Source organism: Streptomyces sp. NPDC023541 (assembly GCF_055559995.1).
Genome location: NZ_JBVHJO010000002.1, coordinates 318,427 through 338,993, shown reverse-complemented (window position 1 = coordinate 338,993; position 20,567 = coordinate 318,427). Strand labels below are relative to the sequence as shown.

General features: G+C 68.7%; 29 protein-coding genes and 1 pseudogene. 12 read left to right on the top strand and 18 right to left on the bottom strand.

The genetic code is table 11. The annotated features are described in order from the left end of the window. Positions 1-12 precede the first annotated feature (12 nt). The 7 genes from ACZ3X1_RS05530 to ACZ3X1_RS05500 form a co-directional block, all read right to left on the bottom strand. Positions 13-615, bottom strand: a complete 603-nt coding sequence (locus ACZ3X1_RS05530) for a hypothetical protein (protein ID WP_467276912.1) — start codon at positions 613-615, stop codon at positions 13-15. Between the two features lie 11 nt (positions 616-626). Then, positions 627-1,118 (bottom strand): phage tail tube protein, encoded by a 492-nt coding sequence (locus ACZ3X1_RS05525; RefSeq protein ID WP_467276910.1) that lies wholly within the window; start codon positions 1,116-1,118, stop codon positions 627-629. Between the two features lie 148 nt (positions 1,119-1,266). Further along, positions 1,267-1,719 (bottom strand): hypothetical protein, encoded by a 453-nt coding sequence (locus ACZ3X1_RS05520; protein ID WP_467276908.1) that lies wholly within the window; start codon positions 1,717-1,719, stop codon positions 1,267-1,269. A 26-nt stretch (positions 1,720-1,745) separates the two neighbouring features. Continuing rightward, positions 1,746-2,177 (bottom strand): HK97 gp10 family phage protein, encoded by a 432-nt coding sequence (locus tag ACZ3X1_RS05515; RefSeq protein ID WP_467276906.1) that lies wholly within the window; start codon positions 2,175-2,177, stop codon positions 1,746-1,748. After that, on the bottom strand, positions 2,161-2,571 hold the full coding sequence (locus ACZ3X1_RS05510; protein ID WP_355406506.1) for a hypothetical protein: 411 nt from the start codon (positions 2,569-2,571) through the stop codon (positions 2,161-2,163). Before ACZ3X1_RS05510 ends, ACZ3X1_RS05515 begins: the two co-directional genes overlap by 17 nt. Before the next feature lie 40 nt (positions 2,572-2,611). Further along, entirely contained in the window at positions 2,612-3,034 is a 423-nt protein-coding gene (locus ACZ3X1_RS05505; RefSeq protein WP_467276904.1) for a DUF6093 family protein, read from the bottom strand. Continuing rightward, positions 3,031-3,468 carry a DUF6093 family protein gene (locus ACZ3X1_RS05500; RefSeq protein WP_355406510.1) on the bottom strand — a complete coding sequence of 146 codons (438 nt, stop codon included), beginning with the start codon at positions 3,466-3,468 and terminating at the stop codon, positions 3,031-3,033. The genes ACZ3X1_RS05505 and ACZ3X1_RS05500 overlap by 4 nt, the downstream gene beginning before the upstream one ends. A 174-nt stretch (positions 3,469-3,642) precedes the next feature. Between ACZ3X1_RS05500 and ACZ3X1_RS05495 the strand changes: the two genes are divergently transcribed. The 10 genes from ACZ3X1_RS05495 (at position 3,643) to ACZ3X1_RS05450 (ending at position 11,699) form a co-directional block, all read left to right on the top strand. Further along, a complete protein-coding gene (locus ACZ3X1_RS05495; RefSeq protein ID WP_355406511.1) occupies positions 3,643-4,305 on the top strand; it encodes an HAD-IA family hydrolase in 663 nt (220 codons plus the stop codon). Positions 4,306-4,420: 115 nt separating this feature from the next. Further along, the gene (locus tag ACZ3X1_RS05490) at positions 4,421-5,623 is read left to right on the top strand and encodes a helix-turn-helix domain-containing protein (RefSeq protein ID WP_467276899.1); all 1,203 of its coding nucleotides are present in this window, start codon (positions 4,421-4,423) and stop codon (positions 5,621-5,623) included. Positions 5,624-6,043: 420 nt separating this feature from the next. Beyond that, on the top strand, positions 6,044-6,286 hold the full coding sequence (locus tag ACZ3X1_RS05485) for a hypothetical protein (RefSeq protein ID WP_467276896.1): 243 nt from the start codon (positions 6,044-6,046) through the stop codon (positions 6,284-6,286). Continuing rightward, positions 6,283-6,522, top strand: coding sequence for a hypothetical protein (locus ACZ3X1_RS05480; RefSeq protein WP_467276894.1), 240 nt, complete (start codon positions 6,283-6,285; stop codon positions 6,520-6,522). Before ACZ3X1_RS05485 ends, ACZ3X1_RS05480 begins: the two co-directional genes overlap by 4 nt. A 164-nt stretch (positions 6,523-6,686) precedes the next feature. Further along, positions 6,687-7,562 (top strand): glycosyltransferase, encoded by an 876-nt coding sequence (locus tag ACZ3X1_RS05475; RefSeq protein ID WP_467276889.1) that lies wholly within the window; start codon positions 6,687-6,689, stop codon positions 7,560-7,562. A 56-nt stretch (positions 7,563-7,618) separates the two neighbouring features. Continuing rightward, positions 7,619-8,437: an aminoglycoside phosphotransferase family protein gene (locus ACZ3X1_RS05470; protein WP_467276885.1), complete on the top strand. Its 819-nt coding sequence runs from the start codon at positions 7,619-7,621 to the stop codon at positions 8,435-8,437. Then, on the top strand, positions 8,434-9,159 hold the full coding sequence (locus ACZ3X1_RS05465) for a glycosyltransferase (RefSeq protein ID WP_467276883.1): 726 nt from the start codon (positions 8,434-8,436) through the stop codon (positions 9,157-9,159). Before ACZ3X1_RS05470 ends, ACZ3X1_RS05465 begins: the two co-directional genes overlap by 4 nt. After that, complete coding sequence (locus tag ACZ3X1_RS05460; protein WP_467276880.1) at positions 9,156-10,028, top strand: PIG-L deacetylase family protein; 873 nt, start codon at positions 9,156-9,158, stop codon at positions 10,026-10,028. The genes ACZ3X1_RS05465 and ACZ3X1_RS05460 overlap by 4 nt, the downstream gene beginning before the upstream one ends. Position 10,029: 1 nt before the next feature. Next, entirely contained in the window at positions 10,030-10,653 is a 624-nt protein-coding gene (locus tag ACZ3X1_RS05455) for a hypothetical protein (RefSeq protein ID WP_467276876.1), read from the top strand. Continuing rightward, complete coding sequence (locus ACZ3X1_RS05450) at positions 10,653-11,699, top strand: glycosyltransferase (RefSeq protein ID WP_467276874.1); 1,047 nt, start codon at positions 10,653-10,655, stop codon at positions 11,697-11,699. Before ACZ3X1_RS05455 ends, ACZ3X1_RS05450 begins: the two co-directional genes overlap by 1 nt. Here the strand turns inward: ACZ3X1_RS05450 and ACZ3X1_RS05445 are convergent. The 7 genes from ACZ3X1_RS05445 to ACZ3X1_RS05415 form a co-directional block, all read right to left on the bottom strand. After that, positions 11,686-12,729, bottom strand: coding sequence for a phosphotransferase (locus ACZ3X1_RS05445; protein WP_467276871.1), 1,044 nt, complete (start codon positions 12,727-12,729; stop codon positions 11,686-11,688). The two genes, ACZ3X1_RS05450 and ACZ3X1_RS05445, sit on opposite strands and share 14 nt — an antisense overlap. Positions 12,730-12,807: 78 nt before the next feature. Then, entirely contained in the window at positions 12,808-13,614 is an 807-nt protein-coding gene (locus ACZ3X1_RS05440) for a hypothetical protein (RefSeq protein WP_467276868.1), read from the bottom strand. A 29-nt stretch (positions 13,615-13,643) separates the two neighbouring features. Continuing rightward, positions 13,644-13,970 carry a hypothetical protein gene (locus tag ACZ3X1_RS05435; protein ID WP_467276866.1) on the bottom strand — a complete coding sequence of 109 codons (327 nt, stop codon included), beginning with the start codon at positions 13,968-13,970 and terminating at the stop codon, positions 13,644-13,646. A gap of 65 nt (positions 13,971-14,035) precedes the next feature. Next, on the bottom strand, positions 14,036-14,320 hold the full coding sequence (locus ACZ3X1_RS05430; RefSeq protein ID WP_467276864.1) for a hypothetical protein: 285 nt from the start codon (positions 14,318-14,320) through the stop codon (positions 14,036-14,038). Continuing rightward, on the bottom strand, positions 14,320-15,375 hold the full coding sequence (locus ACZ3X1_RS05425; RefSeq protein ID WP_467276861.1) for a major capsid protein: 1,056 nt from the start codon (positions 15,373-15,375) through the stop codon (positions 14,320-14,322). The genes ACZ3X1_RS05430 and ACZ3X1_RS05425 overlap by 1 nt, the downstream gene beginning before the upstream one ends. Positions 15,376-15,385: 10 nt before the next feature. Next, positions 15,386-15,802, bottom strand: a complete 417-nt coding sequence (locus tag ACZ3X1_RS05420; protein WP_467276859.1) for a head decoration protein — start codon at positions 15,800-15,802, stop codon at positions 15,386-15,388. Positions 15,803-15,927: 125 nt separating this feature from the next. Then, positions 15,928-16,605, bottom strand: a complete 678-nt coding sequence (locus ACZ3X1_RS05415) for a hypothetical protein (protein ID WP_467276857.1) — start codon at positions 16,603-16,605, stop codon at positions 15,928-15,930. A gap of 113 nt (positions 16,606-16,718) precedes the next feature. Between ACZ3X1_RS05415 and ACZ3X1_RS05410 the strand changes: the two genes are divergently transcribed. Then, positions 16,719-17,042 carry a hypothetical protein gene (locus tag ACZ3X1_RS05410; protein ID WP_467277623.1) on the top strand — a complete coding sequence of 108 codons (324 nt, stop codon included), beginning with the start codon at positions 16,719-16,721 and terminating at the stop codon, positions 17,040-17,042. A gap of 95 nt (positions 17,043-17,137) precedes the next feature. Here the strand turns inward: ACZ3X1_RS05410 and ACZ3X1_RS05405 are convergent. Beyond that, positions 17,138-17,380: pseudogene (locus tag ACZ3X1_RS05405) on the bottom strand (trypco2 family protein); the annotation flags it as partial. A gap of 551 nt (positions 17,381-17,931) precedes the next feature. Between ACZ3X1_RS05405 and ACZ3X1_RS05400 the strand changes: the two are divergent. Beyond that, complete coding sequence (locus tag ACZ3X1_RS05400) at positions 17,932-18,180, top strand: hypothetical protein (protein WP_467276854.1); 249 nt, start codon at positions 17,932-17,934, stop codon at positions 18,178-18,180. Positions 18,181-18,200: 20 nt separating this feature from the next. Here the strand turns inward: ACZ3X1_RS05400 and ACZ3X1_RS05395 are convergent, their stop codons facing one another. From ACZ3X1_RS05395 to ACZ3X1_RS05385, 3 genes are all read right to left on the bottom strand, one after another. Further along, positions 18,201-19,082, bottom strand: coding sequence for a helix-turn-helix domain-containing protein (locus ACZ3X1_RS05395; RefSeq protein ID WP_467276851.1), 882 nt, complete (start codon positions 19,080-19,082; stop codon positions 18,201-18,203). A 382-nt stretch (positions 19,083-19,464) separates the two neighbouring features. Then, positions 19,465-19,659: a hypothetical protein gene (locus tag ACZ3X1_RS05390; RefSeq protein ID WP_467276848.1), complete on the bottom strand. Its 195-nt coding sequence runs from the start codon at positions 19,657-19,659 to the stop codon at positions 19,465-19,467. A gap of 101 nt (positions 19,660-19,760) precedes the next feature. Continuing rightward, on the bottom strand, positions 19,761-20,468 hold the full coding sequence (locus ACZ3X1_RS05385; RefSeq protein WP_467276846.1) for an HNH endonuclease: 708 nt from the start codon (positions 20,466-20,468) through the stop codon (positions 19,761-19,763). Positions 20,469-20,567: the final 99 nt, after the last annotated feature.

Sequence of the window (20,567 nt, the reverse complement as noted above, 5' to 3'; positions counted from 1 at the left end):
CCGGGTCTTGGATCAGCCTTTTCCCAGGTCTGCGCGGATGGTTTGGTTGACGACCAACGCCGTCGTGAAGAGAGCCTTGGCGTCGCTGTCGCCCCACGCGTCCAGGAGGTCCTGGGCGTCGGCTGCCGTCATGCTCGGCACCTCCGCGCCGGCCTCGTCGCGTTCGATGTGGCACGCGGCGATCAGCGCCGCGGGGAACGTCTCGACGTTGTACTCCATGCCCGCGTCGGCCTGGGCCTCGGTCGGGGGGTGCTCGCGAAGCAGCTGCTCCCATGCCGGGCGCGGCAGAGCCCGGAAGGTCAGCCGCTCCGTGGCCTCGTCGAGTTCCTGCTGGGCGTCGGCGAGCTCGCCTTCGGCGGCGAGGACTTCAGGCCGCTGGGCTACCCACTCGGACCGGGCGGATTCGCTGACGCCCTGCTCGATCGACGCTGCCTGCGCTTCGGTGCGCGCCCGCGCGAGGCGGAGGGCGGCTTCGGTGACGGCGGCCTTCAGGGCCGGGTCGTCGCAGATGGACAGAGTCCGCTCGGCCAGGCGCCGTGCGCGGAGGCGCTGCATCTTGGCGGCCCAGTGAGGGTCGCGGGCCACAGCCGAGGGGGGAGGGGTGTGTGTGGACATGCGGCTTCCCCTTACGCCTTCGCCGGGATTGCGGCATCCAGGGTGGGCTTCGCCGTGATGCCGAAGCTGACCTTGAACTTCGCGGGCTCAGCGCCGGCCGTGTAGGTGGCGGACCGGCTGCCCACGCGGACCGGGAAGATGTCCATGGACTTGGACAGGGCAATGTCGCCCTTGCGGAGGATGACGACGAAGCCCTCGCTGCCCTTGGACAGCAGTATCTCCAGGGTGTCGTCGACCTTGTCCTCGTACAGGGTGAAGCTGCTGTTGTCGGCCTTGTCCTCGCCGGGGATCGAGGTAGTGAACTCGCTCGCCATGTCCGGCGTTTCGATCGGGACGTTCTCGAGAGCCCAGCCCTCGATGTCCGAGATGGCCTCAGCCAAGTTGACCGCGTTGGCGCCGGTCAGCTCCGTCCGCGTCGGGATGTTGGAAGGGGCGGCTATGGCCTTCAGGAAGAAGAACGCGGTCGTTCCACGCCGCATGAACCGCTGCTGGGTGGTACCCACTGATTCTCGCTCTCCGGGGACACCCCTGGAGCGGCACGCACCGGAGGCCCGTCCCCACGAAGCCGCGCGCAGCGCGACTGGGGAATCAGCCCGTACCGAATTCGGCCGGACGTCCGCGTGGGGGCCTCCGCGGTGAGGGCGGTGCTGGTCAGGAGAGCGCAGTCACCTCAACCACATACCGCTGCACGTAACTGTATATGCCGCCGGCGACGGCTACGCCTTCCTCCTTGTCCAGGGCCCGCCTCAGTACGGCGCAACCCGGGATGGTGATGTCGGTGGCGTATGCGCCGTTGCTGCCGCCTTTTCGGGCCAGCATCGCCGCGCGTACTCGGTCCGCCATCCACTCTGCTTGCTCAGCCGTGGTGGCCACGCTGGTGACTTGCAGCAGCGCCCTCGCGTCGCCGTCGGCCTGTCCGTACGGCGGCCCGTCGGTCGTGAGTCCCAGCGGGTAGAGCACGGCGTACGGGACCTGGGCGCCGGTGGGTGTGCTGGAGGTGGTGGGTGCAGTTCCGTACCCACAGCTTCGGGTGGTGGCGGTGGACAGCATCTTCTGGACGGCGAGGGACACCTCGCGGCCGGAGACGGGCACGAGCTTCTCCAATCTCCTCCTGCGGTATGCAGGAGCGGTCAGTCTCCGATGGCGTCACCGAGTGCGGCGAGGAAGAGGGGGCGGACCTCTTCAACTGCCGGTCCCACATGCGGTAGAGGGGCCTGGTTGTAGATGCGGCCGAGGCTGTCGGCCCCGACGAAGCCGTACTCCAGTCGCCGCGCCTGGGGCTTGTTCGTGCCGACGGCAGCGGTCACGGTCACGCCGTCGGTGGACACCTCATGGGTCCAGCTGCGCCGGTAGTCGCCGGTCGGGGCGTTGGGGCCAGGCCGTCCGGAAGCTCGCGCCTTGATCCGGGTTTCGAGGAGCATGGCGTGGTGCTGCACAACGGATAGCGTCTCCGGCAGGGTTCTGGCAGCTCGGGCGTCGAGGAGCGCGGCGATCTGGGCGGCGTTCGTGTAGGCGCCTGCTGTGCTGTGGGCGTTCGGGTGCGGGTTAGCCGAGGAGGGCATCGGGCGTCTTCCCTTCCTCGGCTTCGCCCCGAGCCCACTGCCGAAGCTGTTCGACGACGGCTGCTGTGAACCGACCGCTGCCCAGGTCCATGCGGTGCATGGCGGCCTGCTCCAAGAGCGCGACGTCGATGGCCGCCAGGAAGCGTTCGGCAGCCTCGCCCGGCTCGTACGGAACGCCGACGGCGACCCGCGCGAGGCCTTCGTACTCCGTGGCGGGTCGTCCGGGCGCGAACTCAAGGATCAACTGGGCCGGTTGGCCAGCCATCTGGTGAAGCGTGTAGCCCTGGACGAGGCGGGACAGGTCGACGCCGTCGAGAGCCACAGCTCCACCGCTGGCGTCTGAGGTGATCCGCACGTGGTGAGGGTCGGTGAGCGGGTTGGTCGTGATCTCCATGATTCGAGCGTATGCCCGATCGCGGATGGTCCGGATTCGCTCAGGGCGGGGTGATCTCATCAAGGCGCGTGACCCTGACCAGCTCGACGGTGGAGGCCTCAGAGGGGTCAAGTACCTGCCAGATCCGCCCGACGGTCGCGGGGCTGCCGGAGCGCGCGGCCGTAACCTCCACCCGGTCGTACCGATCCGGAAGCGGAGCACCCAGAGGAGTGAGCAGCCGATACCAGGAGACGGTGTCGTCCAACCACTGGCGGCCGACGATTCCCTCCGCGGTCACCTGTCCGTGCCCGGACAGCACGGCTCCCGGGCCCTCGTAAACGGCCTCCACCGGCACGGGGCCGACGAGGCCGGTGTCCAGGTCGAGCGGAGCGGCGCCGGTTGGTCGGGTGATGCGCACGGTGTCGACGAGGAGCGCAGTCTCAAGGTGACGGCGAACCTCGTCCGGATTGATTCCTGTGGTCACGGAGTTGCCCCCGTTCGCTGCGTGTTCTGGTCGACCCAGGTGGTGCGCACGACGCTCAGGGTGGCGGTCTCGCCTATGTCCAGTACGCGCCAGGTCCGACCGACGGCGGCCAGATCCGTCGACTCCATGATCCGGACGACATCTTCCCTGGATGCGACGGGTGCGGAGAGCGGCGTTAGCAGCCTGTACCGCGATCGCGTGTCGTCCACGTATGCCTGCCCTGCCAGGTGCAGGACCACGGAAGGGCCGTCAGCAGGGAAGATCGCTCCTGGCCCCTCGTAGACCTCGACCGGTGGACCTGGTTCGTACTGTCCGGTCTCCGGGTTGAACACCGGTTCACCCTTGCGCTCGATCCTGATTCTGCTGGTGAGAATCTTCTTCTCGACGATTGCGCTGACGCCCCCCAGAGTCAGCCCCTCAGTGGGAGTGCTCATGCCACGAGCGTATGCCGAACTGCTGACACAGGCCGCCACGGTGGAGTCATCAGCCCACGCTGTCGGGCTGTGGCGCGCCAATCCCCTGCACGCGAAGCCCCTCACACCCCGCGCTCAGGGGCAGGCGGGTTGTACGGTCCCAAGTGAGGCCATCATGGAAGGGACGTCCACCGCATGCCGCACCCCACCGACAGCGCAACTCGCCCAGCCCTTCGGGGGCTCATTCTCGACTTTGCCGGGGTCCTCACGGCTGACCCGCGCCCCGTCCACCGGGAGTGGTGCGCCGCTCAGGGGCTCGACCCCGAAGCATGGCGGTCAACGCTGAACGATCATCCCGAAGGACGTCGACTGTACGAGGCCCTCGAAGTCGGGGAGATTGGGCAAGCGGAGTGGAACGCCCGCACGGCGCCGTTGATCGGCCCTGGTGTGGACCCGACGAACCTGATGGGCCAAGCCTGGTCGGGCGTGCCGACCGCACGCCGGATGGCTGCCCTCGCACAGGCCGCACGCGACGCCGGCCTCCGGACCGCACTGCTCTCGAACAGCTTCGGAATGGACCCTCACAACCCTTATGAGCATGCCGGGATCTGGGGTCTTTTCGACGTCCACGTCATTTCCGAACAGGTAGGTATGGCCAAGCCCAACCCGGCGATCTACCAGCTCACCCTCGAACGACTTGGCCTTCCCGGCGAGGCATGCGTATTCGCCGACGACCACCCCGTGAACCTTCCCCCGGCAGCCGCCTTCGGCATCACCACAGTCCTTGTTACCGATGAGGAGGCGACGGTCTCGGAGCTGGAATCCCTCCTCGGACTAAGCGTTCCTCTCACCGTCTGAACGCCGGTGGCGCCGACCAGGCCGGAAGCCGTCAACTCCCGGCCGGTCGACCCCTGTCGGCAGCCACTCCACCCCCTGTACGGTCCGTACCTCACTCATCACAGGAGGTGCGCGCGTGCAGTGGTCGGAGTACACGAACAGCGAGAGACTAAAGGCCCTCCGCAGCGGCATGACCCAGGAGGGCTTAGCCGAAGCTGCCGGCGTATCCGTCGGCGTGATCCGCAAGCTCGAACGTGGCGGGACCGCCTCCATCGCGTCCCTCCTGTCCGTCGCCCATGCCCTCGGCACGGACATCGCCGTCCTACTCGGCCAGCAAGCGCCCCGCCGCTCCATGGACCGCGATGAACGCTCCGCCCTCCGGGCCCTGTCCGCCGTCACCCACGACGCCGCGATCGGCATTCCCGCTGACACCAACCCCGGCACCCTGGACGAGCTCCGCGGCGTCGTCCGCCACGCCGACGCCGCTTACTGGTCCGGCCAGTACACCCATCTCGGCTCCCTCCTCACCCGCCTCCTCCCCGAAGCGCGGGCCCGTTACGACCACGCCGATCACGCCGAGAAGGAACAGGCGGCCGGCCTCCTCGCTGACACCTTCCAGACGGCCGGGATGATGGCGAATGTCCTGGGCTCCCGCGATCTTGCCTACGCCGCCCTCACCTACGGTCGACAGATCGCTGCGCAAGCCGGGGACGATCTGCGGGACGCACACCTGTCGGCCACAACGGCGTGGGTGAACCTTCGCGACGGCCGCACCGCCCAAGGCTTCGCCCTCGCAGCCGCACAGGCCGACCGCATCGAGCCGAGGATGAGCGAACACGACCCGGACCGGCTGTCGGTGTACGGGCAGCTCGTCACCAACGCCGCTGTCGCCGCCTCCCGCGGCGGCGCCACCGCTGACACCGCCCGCGAATACCTGTCCCAAGCTCATGCAGTCGCAGCACGCATCGGCACCGAGCACGCCCGTGGCGACCACGCCCAGCCCTACGGTCCGATGTACGCCGCCACACAGGCGATGAGCATCGCCGTCGCCCTCAGCGACACCGCCGGCGCGCTGCGCCTCATGGATACCGTCCACCTGGGCAACGACGTCCCCCTGGCGACCCGCGCCAGGTACGGCCTTGACGTCGCCCTCACGCACCTCGAATGCCGCAGGTGGGATCAGGCCGCCGAAACTCTCGACAGTGTGTGCCGGATGGCACCCGGCTGGGTGCGTCACCAGATGCTCCCTGGCGTCATCATCAGCCGGCTAACTGGCGTCTCCGTCGCCCGCCTTCGCGGCCTTGCCCACGCTGCCGGGGTGCCCTTCGGCGTGCATTGACCAGTCCGTCCCTCAACCGCCACGTCCCGTGTCAGCCTGACTGTCCCTCACCTGGGCAACTGTCACGGGGCGTAGCAGTCCAGGCTCGGCCACGACAACCCACCGCCACGCCCCATGGCAGTCTGGCGGACCGCGAGTTGCGACGATTGCCATGCCTCGTGCCTGGGCCGATCATCTCCGCCCCGCGACGCTTGGACCATGCCGACGAACCCGCACGGCGGCGGTATCGGACATGTTCCCGTCGCCGTCTACAGTTCTTCCCCGCTCGCTGCCACCATCCAGGAATCGGAGGCGTGCGCCCGTCGCTACGCTGACGCCCGCCTGTGGCCCGTAGCGGGGGCCTGGTCCGACCCAGACCCGGACGTTCCACTGATCGATCGCCTTGGATGGCGTGGCATAACTGATGCCCTCGGTAACGGAATGGTCCGGGGCATCGTCGTCGCGGACCAGGCCCACGTCGCCTCCGACTCGGCCGAGTTCGAGCGGCTCGGCGCCCTGATCCGCGACCGCGGCGGCTTCCTCGTGGTCGCCACGGCGTCGGTTCCTCGTCGCACGCCGAGCCAGCAGGCCCGCCGCCGGAACGTCCTCGAAGGCGCCTCCGGCTGGAGTGAACTGGACGGCACCCGCCATGACCGGCCCGAGACTCACTCGGACGGCCTGTGAACACCCGCCGTGCTGCCACCCCGCCCCGGTTACCCAGAGACCGGGTCGGCTCGCTCCTCACCGCCATCTGGGCCGCCGGACACGTCGCGGTCGGTCTGCTCCTCGCCCATACAGGCACCGCGCACGACCACGCCGCACCCGAACCGAAATGGCCGGCGGCGGCCCGTCCCGACATCGACCCGCACGCCGACGAGGACGCCCGGGCCTGCCGCTGCGCTGACCGCACCACCCTCTGAAAGCATCTGGCCCCGCCCGCCTGTCCGACGGGCCACGCCGGAGCTTCGGGCTGCCCCGCGCCCCGGGACGCCTGCTACCGGCCCCTCCCCGGCGGCATTGGCCTCGGGCCGCGGGGCCCACCATCCCGACCCTGCGCAGCACCACGCTCGAAAGGCGAACCCACGTGTACGCATTCGGCCTGTGCATTGACCGGCATTACCTGCTCCCCGGCCTTGCGGCCGTCACCTCCCTTGCCGACAGCCTCACCCCCGCCGCGCGCCGCGGCGCGGCGCTGCGGGTCCTGACCATGGACCTCCCGCCGGCCCACGCCCTCCTCCTTGCGCACCTCGCGAAGCGGTGCGGCTTCGGGTCCTTCGACCTGGCCTACCGGCCCCCGCTCGCCGCCTCCCACATGGCCGACGACAGCTACATCACCATCACCACCTACCTTCGATTCGAGTTCACCCGTGACTTCGTCCGCCGCCCCTACCTGATCTACGTAGACGCCGACACCCACGTGCGTGACGACATCACCAGCCCGCTCGCATCCCTCCAGCCCGGCCGGATCGGCGCCGTCGCGGACGAGTTCAACCCTGCCGTCGGGGCCTGCCCCGCGCTTCCCGGCGCTGCCGACCGCTGGCCCCACTGGCGCGGCCGCCCCTACTACAACGCCGGAATGCTCTGGGCACACACTGCGGACATCCCCGCGATGCGCCAGGGAGTCGCCGGCGCCCTGGTCAAGCATCGGGCTCACATCCTGCACAACGACCAGGACGCTCTGAACCTCTGGCTACTGCGTACCGGGCGCGTACACCCCGTCCCGTCCCGCTTCAACCGGTTCGAGACCGGCCGGTTCCTCGAACGAGGTGAATGGGTGCGCCGCGTTGTCCGCCGCAGTTTGCGCCCAGACCCGTCCGCCGCGCTGGTTCACTTCATCGGCCCCGAGAAACCGTGGTCGTCCCTTTGCCCTCCCACCGACGACGTCCGCGACTACCGGGCGCACCTCAGGATTACCAACCGGCATGTACGACGCCTGGGTGCTGTGGGGGCTTGGCGGTGACCGGCCTGCCTCCGGCCGTCGTGCGTTCCTGCACGAGCCTCCTCGCTGTCCGGCCCGTGACCGCAGAACGCCTTGCCATCGGCAACCGCACCTCCGTTTACCGTGCTGGCCTCGCAGATGGTCGTGCGGTGGTGGTCAAGCTGTACGCGGCCGCCACACGTCGTAACGCAGTGACCGAAGCCGCCGCGATCCGCGCCGCCGCGGGCTCTGTGCCCACGGCCCGGGTCCTCGCCGCAGGCCGGGTCAAGGGCACTGACCTCACCGCCCTGATCAGTGAAGACCTCGGCCGACTCACCCTCGGCGCCGCCGTTCGGGCTGGGCAAATCACTACCGACCGCGCTCTGCGCGACGTCGGGCGCCTCCTCGGCCGCCTCCATAGGGCGCCCGTTGCCCCTCGCACACCCCGAAGGCCGTTCTTCGAGGATGTCACGTCCCTGCGTCACCGCGATGCCGGTGCCATCGGCCGGATCGCGCCCGCTCTCGAAGTCCTCTCCGAAACCCCAGCGTTGGTACCGCTGGTGTGGTGCCACGGCGACGTGCACTTCGACAACGTCGTCATCGCCGGCCCGGAGGCCACACGCCACCTGATCGACTTCACCGACGCCACCCCTGGCCCTCGGGAAGCAGACGTCGCGCAGGCCCTGGTGATGGCCCACGCCGTCTCGGTGCGCGGCCGTCTCACCGTTACTGGCGCCTACCCCCTCGCCTTGGATGACACCCGTCTTACGGCTTGGTGCGTATTCCACACCGCCCGCTGCCAGGCAACTGCCCCGCCCGGTGAGGAACGCTCCCGCTGGACCCGGCGCCTGGCCGAGCTGGCCCACGAGCACCCCCGCTTCTTTCACACCCCGCGCACCGTGAGGAGCCCCAGATGATCACTCTCTCAGTGGTGATCCCCGCCCACAACGAAGCTGCCTACCTCCCCCGATACCTGCCCACCGTCTTCGCCGCCCTCGACCACTGGCACGCCACTACCGGCGGTACGGGGGAGGTGATCGTGGTCGACAACACGAGCACCGACACCACCGCCGACCTCGCCGCCCAGCTGGGCGCCCGTGTCATCACGGAGACCGTCCGCAGCATCGGCGCCGTCCGCAACACCGGCGCCGCGGCCGCCACCGGCAGCCTCCTCTTCTTCACCGACGCCGACGTAGCACTCCCGCTCGACACGTTCACCGCCGCCACCACGGCCGTGGACGCCGGAGCCGTCGGTGGGGCGATCCCCCCGCTCTACACCCCGGCCCGACTCGGCGCCCGACTGCTGTGCGCCTACTGGGACCACTACCGCACGCGACGGGGTGGAGCACAGGGCGTCGCCCAGTTCGCGACCGCCGACGCATTCAAAGCCGTCGGCGGGTACCGGCCGGAGTTGCTGATGAGCGAGGACGTCGAGTTCTTCGCCAGGCTCACCGCTCACGGCAGACAGACCGACTGCCCCGTCGCCATCCTGGACGATCTCCGTGTTCGCCCCTCCACCCGCCGCTACGACCAGTGGTCCACCGCGCGAATGCTGTGGTGGCAGAACCCCTTCACTGCCCGCCGGCGCCTGGCCTCGCCCCGCATGTGGCGCCACTGGTATGGGAGCACCGTGCGATGAACCAGCTTCCCGTCCCCGACCACACCGGCATCTACACCTTCCCCGACGACCTTGACCGCGCGCACGCCGCACACAACACGCGCCTCGCCGCCCGGTACGCGGCCGGCGACCACCAGGTGCTCGAACTCGCCGCCCCTCACGGCGGGGCCGTCCACCACGTCGAATTCCGCACCCCGACCGGACGGCCGGTGCTCGCCATCGAGCCCCACCACGACGACTTCGCGCTGTCTGCCTCCGGCACCTTCCTCGCCCACCCCAGGCCGCTGACCGTGGTCACGGTCTTCACCCGTTCACGCAGCGTCCACCCCACGGTGGAAGCCAGCCTGACGACCGAGGAGGCCGTATCGCAGTTGCGGGCCCAGGAGGGTGCGGCCGCGCTCGCCCCACTCGGCGCCGCCCGTCGCCTCCTCAGCTACAAGGACGCCGACCCGCCCTACCGGTCCTACGACCCCGGCCACCTTGACCAGATCACCGAAGACCTCCACGCCCTCGTCAAGCAGAACCCCGGCGCTGAACTGCTCGCCCCCGCCGCCGTCACCCGCCACCCCGACCACCTTCTGGTGCACGACGCTGCCGTACGGCTCGGCTGCCGCTGGTTCTGGGAGGACCTCGCCTTCTGGTCGACGTATGCGCTCGCCGGTTGTGACCTCCACCTTTTCAACACCCGGTCCGGTCGCAGCCCCCTGCTGCCCGAGTTGGTCGACATCACCCCCGTCGTCCTCGACAAGGTCACCGTCCTCCGGATGCACGGCTCGCAGATGAGCCCCCCGCGCAAGCAGTACCGGCCGATCCGCCACGCCTGGACGATCGCTGCCGACCTCCTCGACGGCGGGCTCTACGCGGAACGCTTCTACAGGACGGAGCACTGACATGACAATCGTCGCCTTCGAAGGCGCCTCCTACGGAGGCAAGTCGTCCACGATCAAACGGCTCCGGGGCATGCGCGGCATCGGTCCCCACGCGTTCGTGTCGGCCTGCTACGTCGACCACATTGACCGTCGCGAGGACATCCCGCCCGCGCGCACCGGATCCGCCGTCGAGCAGGTCGCGGCGTTCGACAAGTTCATGCAGATCGAAGCCGCCCGGGTCGCCGCCGTCACCGAGTCCACTGCCGACCTCATCATCCTCGACCGGTCGGTGGACACCCTCCTCGCCCACGCCTACGCCCTCGACAAGCTGTACGGCTACAACGTGCAGGCACGGCTGCGGGCCTGCCTCGCAAACATGCCGCACCTCAAGCCTGACCACACCATCTACCTCGACGTTCCCCCCGAGACACTCCACCTGCGGCGAAAGATCATCGGGCACGCGGCTGCGGAGTCCGACTACTTCCTTCACAACCCCGCATTCCTCGAACACGCCCGCTCCTACTTCACCACCCCCACATCCGGCGCCGAACCGGTCTCGCGAGAGGTCACCCTGCTGCCCGCCGACACCACCCCCACTGACGTCGCTGAAGCCGCCCGCGCCCTGATACTCCACTGGACGAAGTGATGCCCACCGCCCTCATCGCCTGGCGCCGCACCCCGCCCCCATTCCTCATCGGCGGAGCCGAGGTGACCCAACAGCTCCTCGCCGAACAACTCGCCGCCGCCGGGTGGCGCGTGGTCTACCTCGGCGCCCACCAACCGCCGTGGGACGGCCCCGGACAGCTCGCCGAAATCACCGCCTACCTCGACACCAACCACACCCCACACGAGTCGGCCAGCGGTGCCGTGCGCTACTGGTGGAACGGCGTGGACTGCATCGCCGTCGCCCAGGACCGCATCCCCGCCACACTCGCCGCGCTGCTCACCGACATCCGGCCCGACGTAGTCTTCACCTCGCAGGAAGGCAGCGCCGACATCGCGGCCGAAGCCCGCGCCCACGCTCTCACCGCAGGCATCTGCCACTCGGTATCCGGCACCGGGCTCGGCGTCCTGGCCGGCCGCCCACATGTCGGCCTGGCCGTCTCGGAGTTCGTGCGCCACCGCGCAGGTCGTCCAGCTGGTACCCGCATGTCCCTGTGGTACCCGCCATTCACGCAACCGGGCCCCGGCACCGTGAACACGGAGCGAGACGACGGCCCCGTACTCATGATCAACCCGATTCCCGCGAAGGGATCACGGCTCATGCACGGCTTGATCCAAGCCATGCCTGAGGAACACTTCACCTTGGTCGAGGGTTGGTGGAATACAGCAGCCGAGTTCCGGCAGTACCCCAACGTGACGTACGTTCCCCGCGTCTACGACATGGCCCCGCTCTACCGGTCGCACCGGCTCCTGCTCGTGCCGTCCGTTGTCGAGGACGCCTTCCCTCGGGTGATCGTCGAAGCGGCATTGCACGGAGTGCCCACCATCGGCACCGACCGGGGTGGCATCCCCGAAGCCGTCGGTGCCGGCGGGACCGTCCTGCCCGCCGACGCCGACCTCACGGAATGGGCGGCCGCGATCCACGCCATGAACCACCGGGGGGCCGGGGAGCGGGCCCGACTCGATGCCGCCCGCTACACCCGCCCCGTCCTGCCGGAAATCGTCGCCCTCGGCCTCACACCGACGTGAACGCCGCCTCCACCTCGTCAAGCCGGTCCGTCCACCAGTGCAGCAGCGCCTCGTCCTGGGTAAACAGCTCGTCGAAGGAGTGGTCGCCCTTGTTGTAGCGGAACTCCAGCTGCCAGAAGTCCGTGAGGCGCTTCCACCACAACCGGTGCACCGCATCCTCAAGCGCGGCCGTCGACAGCGGCGCCACCGACCGGTACCCCCCTACGAACGCCGCCACCCGCTCAAGATCGAATCCCTCTGCCCCGCCGAACTGGACCTGTGCCGTCCGCACCACCTCTTCTGCATAGGGGCGGACGGCAACCCGGTCCCAGTCGAGGACCGCAGACAGCTCGCTGCCGGACCACAACAGGTTCCGGTACTGGAGGTCACCATGGGTCCAGCCATACGGGCCGACGGGGACCTCATCGGCCGGAAGGCGGTCGACGTGTGCGGCGATCATTGCCCGCCGGGCCTTCAACGCGACTGCGGCCTCCTTATCGAAGGTGCTTTCGCTGCCCTGCGCGGCCACGGCAACCGCGAGCCGCTCCGCCTTCTCCACGGCCCTCTCGACGCTCGTGACGTCAACGGCGAGGGACTCCGGGGTCCGGGGCAGCGTGCGGCCATCAGCGGCCCACGAGAGGGTGACGTGAAGCCTCGCGATGTGTCCGCCGAGCGCCGCGGCCTGCCCCAGCGTGAGCGAAGCACCGGGAATGTGCTCGCCAGCCGCCCAGGGAAACAGGCAGTACCCGCCGCCCGGGGTCTCAGCCACCGGGGACCCGTCACTGGCCAAGATCGGCGCGCACACGGGGAGACCATGATCGCCGAGGAACCCGAGTACACCGAGGTTACGGCGCAGCCGTTCCAGAGGGACATCCGTCACACGCTTGAGAGCGAACGTGCCGGCCGCCGCATCAAGCCGCCAGTTCACATTCATCAGCCCGTCGGGCAGGTGACGCCGCTCATGGACGGCTCCGATCCCGAAGGTACCGGCGAGCCCCGACAGCTCCTCGTCCGGAATGTGGATCTTGTCAGCGATTGGGGTGATGGTCACCCACGGGACGATACGGGAGCCGACCCGCCCTGCGCACAAGGATCAATGAACACGCCACTTGATCATTCAGCCCACCGTTCAGACGGCTTCCACGGAGCCAGGCTCGATGTCGGGACGGGGGCCAAAGGACCGCCTGCAGCGCGGGTGGGCTATCGGGAATTCGGCAGCTTCTTCAACGCTACGGATCGTGCGGGCCGCCTTGTCTGGATCCTGATGGCTGACCCACCCGCAGTCCATGCCGTCGAAGACCTCCACGTACCTGACGCCGGCCTCGCGGGTGCGGTTGAGGGTGCCCGCGTTGTAGGCCACCGCGCTCTTCGCCAGGGTCGCGGCCTCCGCCCACACGCCGATGGGCACCCGGGCACCGTTGCGGTAGACGACGTGGGCGAGCTGATGTTCGTCTCGAAGCCGCGCTGCAAGGTTCGACGCTGCCTGCTTCGCGGTGACGTTGCCTGCGGCGAGGAGGGGGACCTCGAGACGGGCCGCTGCCCGTGCGGCGCGGTAGAACTTGGTAGCCATCCGCTCGGCTTCTTCGGACCGCCGGAGGAAGTCGTTGTACGAGTCGCTGGCCAGGCTCATCAGGGCGTCACCGTGGATCATCGTCCAGGTGAACCGGGCGCCGAGCCGCTCGGCAGCCCGCTCGGCGCCTCGCTGGTACAGGTGCGGGAGCTGCCTGCGGACGAAGGCGACGGCCTCGGCATCGACCTCGCGGCGGAACGCCCGGACAGCGCGCTTGAACTCCTCAAGCGTGAGCAGCACCAGGCGGCCGCGGGGCTGCTGCTCGAAGGTCTTGAGTACGCGTTCCTGCTGCGCGGCGAGTCGGTTCCAGGCTTCGTCGAGTACGGCCGCGACGCGCCGGGCGACTTCGTCCGGGTCGCCGGGCACCAGCGGCGGCCAGTCGTACGCCACTGCGGCTACCGGGTCCGGCGGGCCGGTACGAGCGGCGCAGTGACCAGCTCGATGCCTGGTTCGCCGGCGACCGGATCGTCAGGGGCCGAGGTGTCGGTGAGCGCGCCAAGCTGACGTTCGAGGCCCTGGAGGTTGTTGCTCTGGTCGATGGTGACGACGCCGTCGACCGTCATCCGCAGCGGTTCGACCAGCAGCTTGGCGCGGCGTTCGGAGAGGACCTCGCGCGCGACTTCCCGGGCGCTGGCCAGTCGGGCGTAGCGGGCAGTGAGGTCGGTCTGGTCGGTGGCAGGCCCGAGCTGGGCGAGGAGCCAAGCGAGGACGGCGGGGTTCACGGGCTCTCCTTGCGAAGCAGGGGGACCGCCGCTCGTGGGGAGTCGGCGGTCCCGGTCGGGTTGGGTCACGTGGTGGCGGTCTTACGGCGGCGCTGCGGAGTCGGCGCTGATTCCGGATCGGGGTCCGGCTCCGGCTCCGGCTGGGGCGATTCGTCCGGGGCGAAGCCGAAGGGGGGCGACCCCTCGTCCTCGGCCTGGTCCTCAAGCTCGGGCAGCACGCCGCTCTCCCAGGCGCCGGGGTTGGTGATCTCGGCAGAGAGTTCGGATGCCGGTTCATCACCGGGCTCCAGGACCACCCACTCCCGGGTCTGTGGGTGCTGGACGTGAACGGCGGCGACGAGGCGGCCCATCAGATCACCTTCGCAACGAGGTGGGCGTCCGGGGTGTGCAGGACCGGCATGCCCACGGCTGCGCCCTTGGTCCAAATCTGAACCGGGTCGTCCTGCGCGCCGCGGGTGATGACGATTCCCGGCCGGTCCTCCTTCGTGATCTCGGGGTTCGTGCCCCGCGAAAGGGCGAGGGCCTCAGCCGTCACGCCGAAGATGGTCTGGCCCCACTTGGAGCGGTCCGGGGGCAGCAGGATCCACCGGTCCTCGGGCAGCACCTTGGTCTGGACGCCGTCGACGCGGACCTGGCCCTTGTAGAAGGTGACCGGCGGCAGGCCGTAGTTGTCGCGCACCACGTTGATCTGCTGGGGGGTGAGCGTCGCCGTCGGGGTGTTCGACGGGTTGACGCTGCCGTAGTACGCCGCGCGGTAGGCGTTATTCGCCGCGAGGAACGAGAACGCCTTGCGGCTGGTCAGTGCCATCTCCGGCGCTGGAGCGCCGCGGTCGTCCAGGTACTGGATCCAGGCCAGCTCGTCCTTGATCGGATCCGACGTCGGGTCGGACCACAGCTTCGGCACCGTGGGCATGTTGCCGGCCGGGACGCCCCAGTCCACTTCGATCGTGAGCCCGTTCTCGGCGGCGAGGGTGAACTTGCCGTCGGTCAGCACGTCACCCCACGCGAGTTCGATGCGGGAGCGGATGGCCTCGACATGACGCTCGGTGTCGTCGTAGAGAAGCTCGATCAGCCGGTCTTCGTCCGCACCGCGCGACGCCTCCAGGAGGATCTGCTCCTGCTCACCGACGAGCAGCTTCTGGCCGAGCGGGGGCAGCATGCCCTCGCGGGTGGTCTGCCACGCCTCGCGGGTCGCGAACGGCACTGATGCGTCGAAGGCCCTGTACTTGGCGACGTTGACGTACCGGCCGTTGTCCTTGACCCGCCACTTCACCTCGTCCTGCTCCAGGGTCGGGATGATGCCGCCGACCTTGGTGAGGAGGTGGTCCGCCTGCGAGGGGATGGCGCGGGCAAAGGTGGTCAGGTCGTTGACCGCGACGTTCTTGATCAGGTCCTGAATGGTCATCGTCGTCTCCTCACACGAACCGGATCTGCGGGCCGGTCACCGAGGCGGTGACCTTGGTGGTATCGATGCCGCCGGGCACCTTCGCCGTGACGACCACGCCGTGCCACAGGAGCGCCGCGGGCACCTTCGCCGCCGACGGGGCGTACAGGGTCTCGGCGAACACGAAGCCGGCCAAGTTCTGGCGGCCGTCGGCTGCGGCAGGGTCGAAGGATCCATAGAGGCCGGAGACGGTGATCTTCCCGACCGGCACCCCGGACAGGACCCGGCCGTACGGCTGGCTGGTGTCGGTGGACGCCTGGATGTGCGCGGCGGACAGCTTGGAGACGTCGAGGGTGATCGTCTCGGTGGAGTCGGTGCCGTGCAGGCTGCCGAGCCAGGCCCGGTCAGCGGTGTACGACAACGACGTGGTGATCGGCTGGATGGTCACAGCCTGTCCTCCCGTGGGACGCGAAGCGGGGGCAGGCGCACACCAGGGCGGTGGCGTCGTCCACGGAAGAGAGGGGCGTGGTCCCCTGGTCCGGCTTGCCCGCCGATGGGAGCGGTACGTGCGGGTCAGCCGGAGACGAAACCGCGGCGGCGGGCCATCTCCAGACCGGCGGCGCCCGGCCGCGGCACCAATCCCCCACGGCTCGGCGGACCCCCAGCGGGTGAGCCTCCAGGCGCCGGCGGCGGGGTCTGCTGACCGAAGAGGCTCGGCCGTCGCTCCTTGAGCTGTTCAGCAACGGCGGTGACGGCGGCTTCGTCGGCTTCCGGCTGATCGGCGAGGGCTCGCTCGATTAGGACGACGGCGTCCGCCAGGTCCTCTCCGCTTGCCCCCAGTCCGGCGAGCACGGCGCGACGGACCGCTGCCCGCTCCCGGGCGTCCGCGTCGGCAAGGCGCTGATTGGCCTGCCGCTCCAGTTCGGCCGCGGCCTGTTCGCGGCGCTCGACATCCGACAGGGCGGCCTGATCCGCCTCGCGTTTCGTGGTGATGAACTCGCCCAGTGCCTCGGGGGTGTCGAATCCGAGGTCCCCCAGGAGCTTCTTCACAGCTGCTCGGCCGCCCTGGGTCTTCTCTCGGGCTAGAAGGCGGTTGAGGTCGTCCTGGGAAACGGTCGAGGTCGGCGGATCCGCCGGGTCGGCGGGATCGGACGAGAGGTCGTTCGGGGCGGCACCGAGAATCGGGTAGATCGGGCGGCCGTCGCGGCGGTAGCCGACCGGCGCAAGCGGCGAAGGGAGCAGGCGCGTCATGCGTGAACCTCGTCAAGGTCTCCAGCGCCCCCACGCCGTTGATCAGTCTAGCCTCGCCTTCAGACTGGGCCGTTTTCTCATCGGGCCGTAAGCCGGTCAGAGACGGTACAGACATGACCACTACAGCCGACGTCTTTCGCGCCGACAGGGGGACGGCGGTAAGCCGCCCCACGCTGTCTGCCTACGCTTCTGCCCTCTTCGCAGGCGTGGCCTTCTTCGCCGTCCCCTTGGTTGTCGTGGCCTTCTTTGCCGTGACCTTCTTCGCCGTCGCCTTCGCTGTCGTGGCCTTCTTTGTCGTGGCCCTCGCTGTCGTCGTCTTCTTCGCCGTGGCCTCTTCCCTACGCGCGACGACACCATGCTTCCCCGCTCCCCGGCTTGTGGCGGAGCGGGTACTCCTGGGGTTCGCGGGCGCCGCCAGGGTGGTCGTCGGGCTTTGAGGAGCGTTCGGGTCTTCGCTTTGAGAGAGGCTAGGGGGGCTGTCATCCTCCGGCCCCACATCGGAGAGCGTGAGATCCAATGTGAGCTTGTGTGACGTCGCCTGGGTAGAGTCCCTGGTGCGCGATCCGCCAGCGCCTACGCTCCAAACACGGATACCCGCATTCATCTCACTGCCACTTGCCTTAGTGACTGCCAGTTCAAGCTCTACTGTGACGTGCTCAAGGGAAAGCCCATATGCGCCGTCGTCCTGCGCTCGGCTCTGAGCAATCCAAAGATCTCTTCCGAGCGCAGCAAGCACGTCTGGCAATGTCAACGACTCTTGCTCAAGCTTGGACATGTCTCGCCTCATAGCCCCATGTTTGGCATACACAAGGTGCCAGCGCCTGTCCGCGCCAGCCATTCGGGGACGACGGCAGAGTGCCGCACGTTGTGCCGGCGGGCTGTTAGCTTGATCGTGTCGCTATATCGTGCGGCGACGACGGGGCGGGGCCGCCCATCAGTAACCCACTCCACCATCAGGAGTGCGCCGAACGGGGTCGTAAGTTCGCCCCGCTCCCGTCGCCTATGCGGCCGGGCCGTCGCGCTGCAACCGGCGCGAGCGTTGTTCTTTACCCCAGGCCTGCGGGAGTTCGCCGAGAGCGAGTTCCTCCCGTAGCCGGACGAAGCGGGCATGCCGCCAACACCCATGATTCACGGCTGTGTCGTTCGGGTTCCGGCACAGCGTCCGGCCTGACGACCCGGAAGACGACTCACGATTCCCCTCAGCTTGTCTCGAAGCGCCGCTCCCGACTCCCCGGTACCGTCGGCGGCCAGGCCTGATCGTAGCGCGGTCCGCACGCCCGTCCCGCAGGCCGTGACCTGCGACGGGGCGATCCGTTAGGGGATGACATGACGGCAGTGCCAGGCACCCCGGCGGGCGCCGGGCCCGGCGAGCCTGCCGGACCGGCCGGCCTTGGTTGGGCCCCGGCCGGTCCGGCAGGCATCGATCCGTCCGTACGCGAAACGGTCGAGCAGATCGTGCGGGCAGTCCGCGACGGCGACGACGCGGCCATCCGCACCCTGCTGACCGACCTGGCCGCCGTCGCTGACACCGCCGCCCTTCTGTACCTGCGCGAGCGGCTGTACGCGACGCAGTGACCTGCGGCCGGTGCGGCGATTCACGGTCGGCCGGGCAGCGATCCGGCGGCTGGCAGCTCCTCAGTAGCGCGGGTGATGAACTGGCGGGTGTGCTCCGGTTTCAGGGCCTGGGCCTGAAGGCGGTCGAACATGGCGCTGAAGTGCCGCACGTCGGATCGCTTCTCCAGGTAGAGATCGCTGGTGAACCGTTCCAGATACACCGTCCCCGCCCCGGGGGCGTCCGGGAAGTCGAGGATAGAGAACTGTCCCGAGAGGCCGGGGTGGGCTCCCGCGCTGTGTGGGAGGACCTGCACGGTGATGTGCGGCTGCGCGCCGAGGTGGTTCAGGTACTGGAGCTGTTCGCGCATGATCTGCGGGCTGCCGACGACGCGGCGCAGTGCGGATTCATCCAGTACCACCCATAAGCGCAGGCGCCGGGCCGGGTGGTGGGCCCGGGACTGGCGGCGCAGCCGGACCTCACGGCGCACGGCGATCTGTTCGGGCGTGGCCAGAGGGATCGTTTCCTCGATGACCGTGGCCGCGTAGGCGGGAGTTTGCAGCAGGCCGGGGACAACCAGGGGTTCGTAGGAGTGGATCGAGGAGGCTGCCGTCTCCAGGCCGATGTAGACGGCGTAGGGGACATCGCCGCAGACCACCCACCAGCCCTGCTGGTCTGCTTCCGTGGCCATCCGCATCAAGGAGTCGATGACCCGCTGGTCCGTGACTTGGTAGAGGGCGCACAGGTCCCGCACATCACGGGGCTTGATGGCGCGGCGGCCGTTCTCCAAGTGGCTGATCTTGGGCTGCGAGATCAACAGATACTCGGCCACCTGCGTACTCGTCAGACCACTGGCCAGACGGAGCCGACGCAGCTCCGCGCCCAGCCGACGCCTTCTGACGGTCGGGTTTCCGTTCACCGCCACGGGCGGTCTACCTCCGGCTCGGAACTGTCTAGCAGCCACAGGTGCCCGGGCGAACGTATTCGCTGCGCGATAACGATCAACGGGCCTTGCTGCGAGTGTCGTCTCTCGCAGACGCAGCAGCGTGCACGGGCCGAGAAGAGTTCACCCCAATGCCATGACCTGTCACCTATCTGCCCGTAAAGACCGCTTACGACGAGGATGTCACCATAATCGAACTCGTGCTCCAATCAAGCCATGGTTCGAATCCGTTTCCCCACGATCTCCTCCCCCTCCAGATCGAAGCGAACCGGACCTAGCACGGGGGGCGCGCTGACCGCAGTTCCGCGCATTGACGAATGCGGCCTGGCGGCGGCCCTCCACGAGCGCCGCCGCCAGGTTTAGCTCAGGCCCGGCGCACGGCCCCGACACTCGCTGAGGTCAGCAGGGTCGCCAGCAGCGCCCCGAGCATTTCGCCGATCTGCTGCGGGTTCCAGGAACCGGCGGCAATCAGGATGCTCAACATCATCAGCAGGATGATGAGGAGCGTCAGCCAGTCGGTGACGGGCTTGCGCTCGCCTTCCGAGGGATGGGTCATCATGGAGGTACGTCACCTCCTTCCGTTGATCGCGATGGGTGTGGCTAGCCGCCGGCCCCGGGCAGCTGTGGAAGGTTCTCGGGGTCGGCGGAGTCTGGGGCGAGCTACCTCGCCAAATCCTGGCCTCCTGCAAGCTCTTCGACCTGCGATGCGAGTTCGCGCCGAAGCAGCCCTTGATCCTCTGGTGACAGCCTTCGGTAGGCAGTCCACGCTCGCTCTACCGGCGACAGAGTCCGCTGCCCTGCCGCCATCCAGGCAAGAAGGACGGTCTTCTGCTGCACGGAAAGATCCCGCACTTGCTCCATGACGGAATCAGCCGTGCCGCCCCAACCTTTCCGGTCGAACGCGCGGTGGCAGTTCGCGCAGAGAGTCAGCAGATTGTCGAGATCGTCCGATCCTCCCGCAGAGATGGGCGTTCTGAACGCCACTTCCAAGTGGGCGGCCTCCGCCGGATCCGAGGCCTCCGGCTCGCCGGCGCCCGTGCCGCACATCACGCACCGGTAGTTGTCGCGTTCCAGGACGGCGGCTCGTTGACGGGCTTGCCTGAGCCGCGGGAACTCCAGGCGGCGGGTTGACTCCCAAACCCTCTCGCCGACCTTGAGCAGTTGATAGGAGTTGGTGCCCGTCTCTCGCGGTGTCGCAAGTTCCCAGCCGTGAGCCTTCAGGTCACGTAGCCGACGCGTGAGGTCCCGCGTGTCGGGAACGGCTTCTTGGAGCTGCTCCAGGGTGAAGGTGCCACCCTCCCCGACTTCCGTTGCGAGGTACTCAGCAAGACGTCGCTTCGCGCCCGGCGGGGGTTTCACCTCGGCCATCAAGACACCTCCTCCACGGTCCTCAAACGCGCGGGGACGCCCCCGGCAAGCAGCACGATACAGATCCGGCAGCTAAGCGGCAAGGAAGCGGCAGCTATC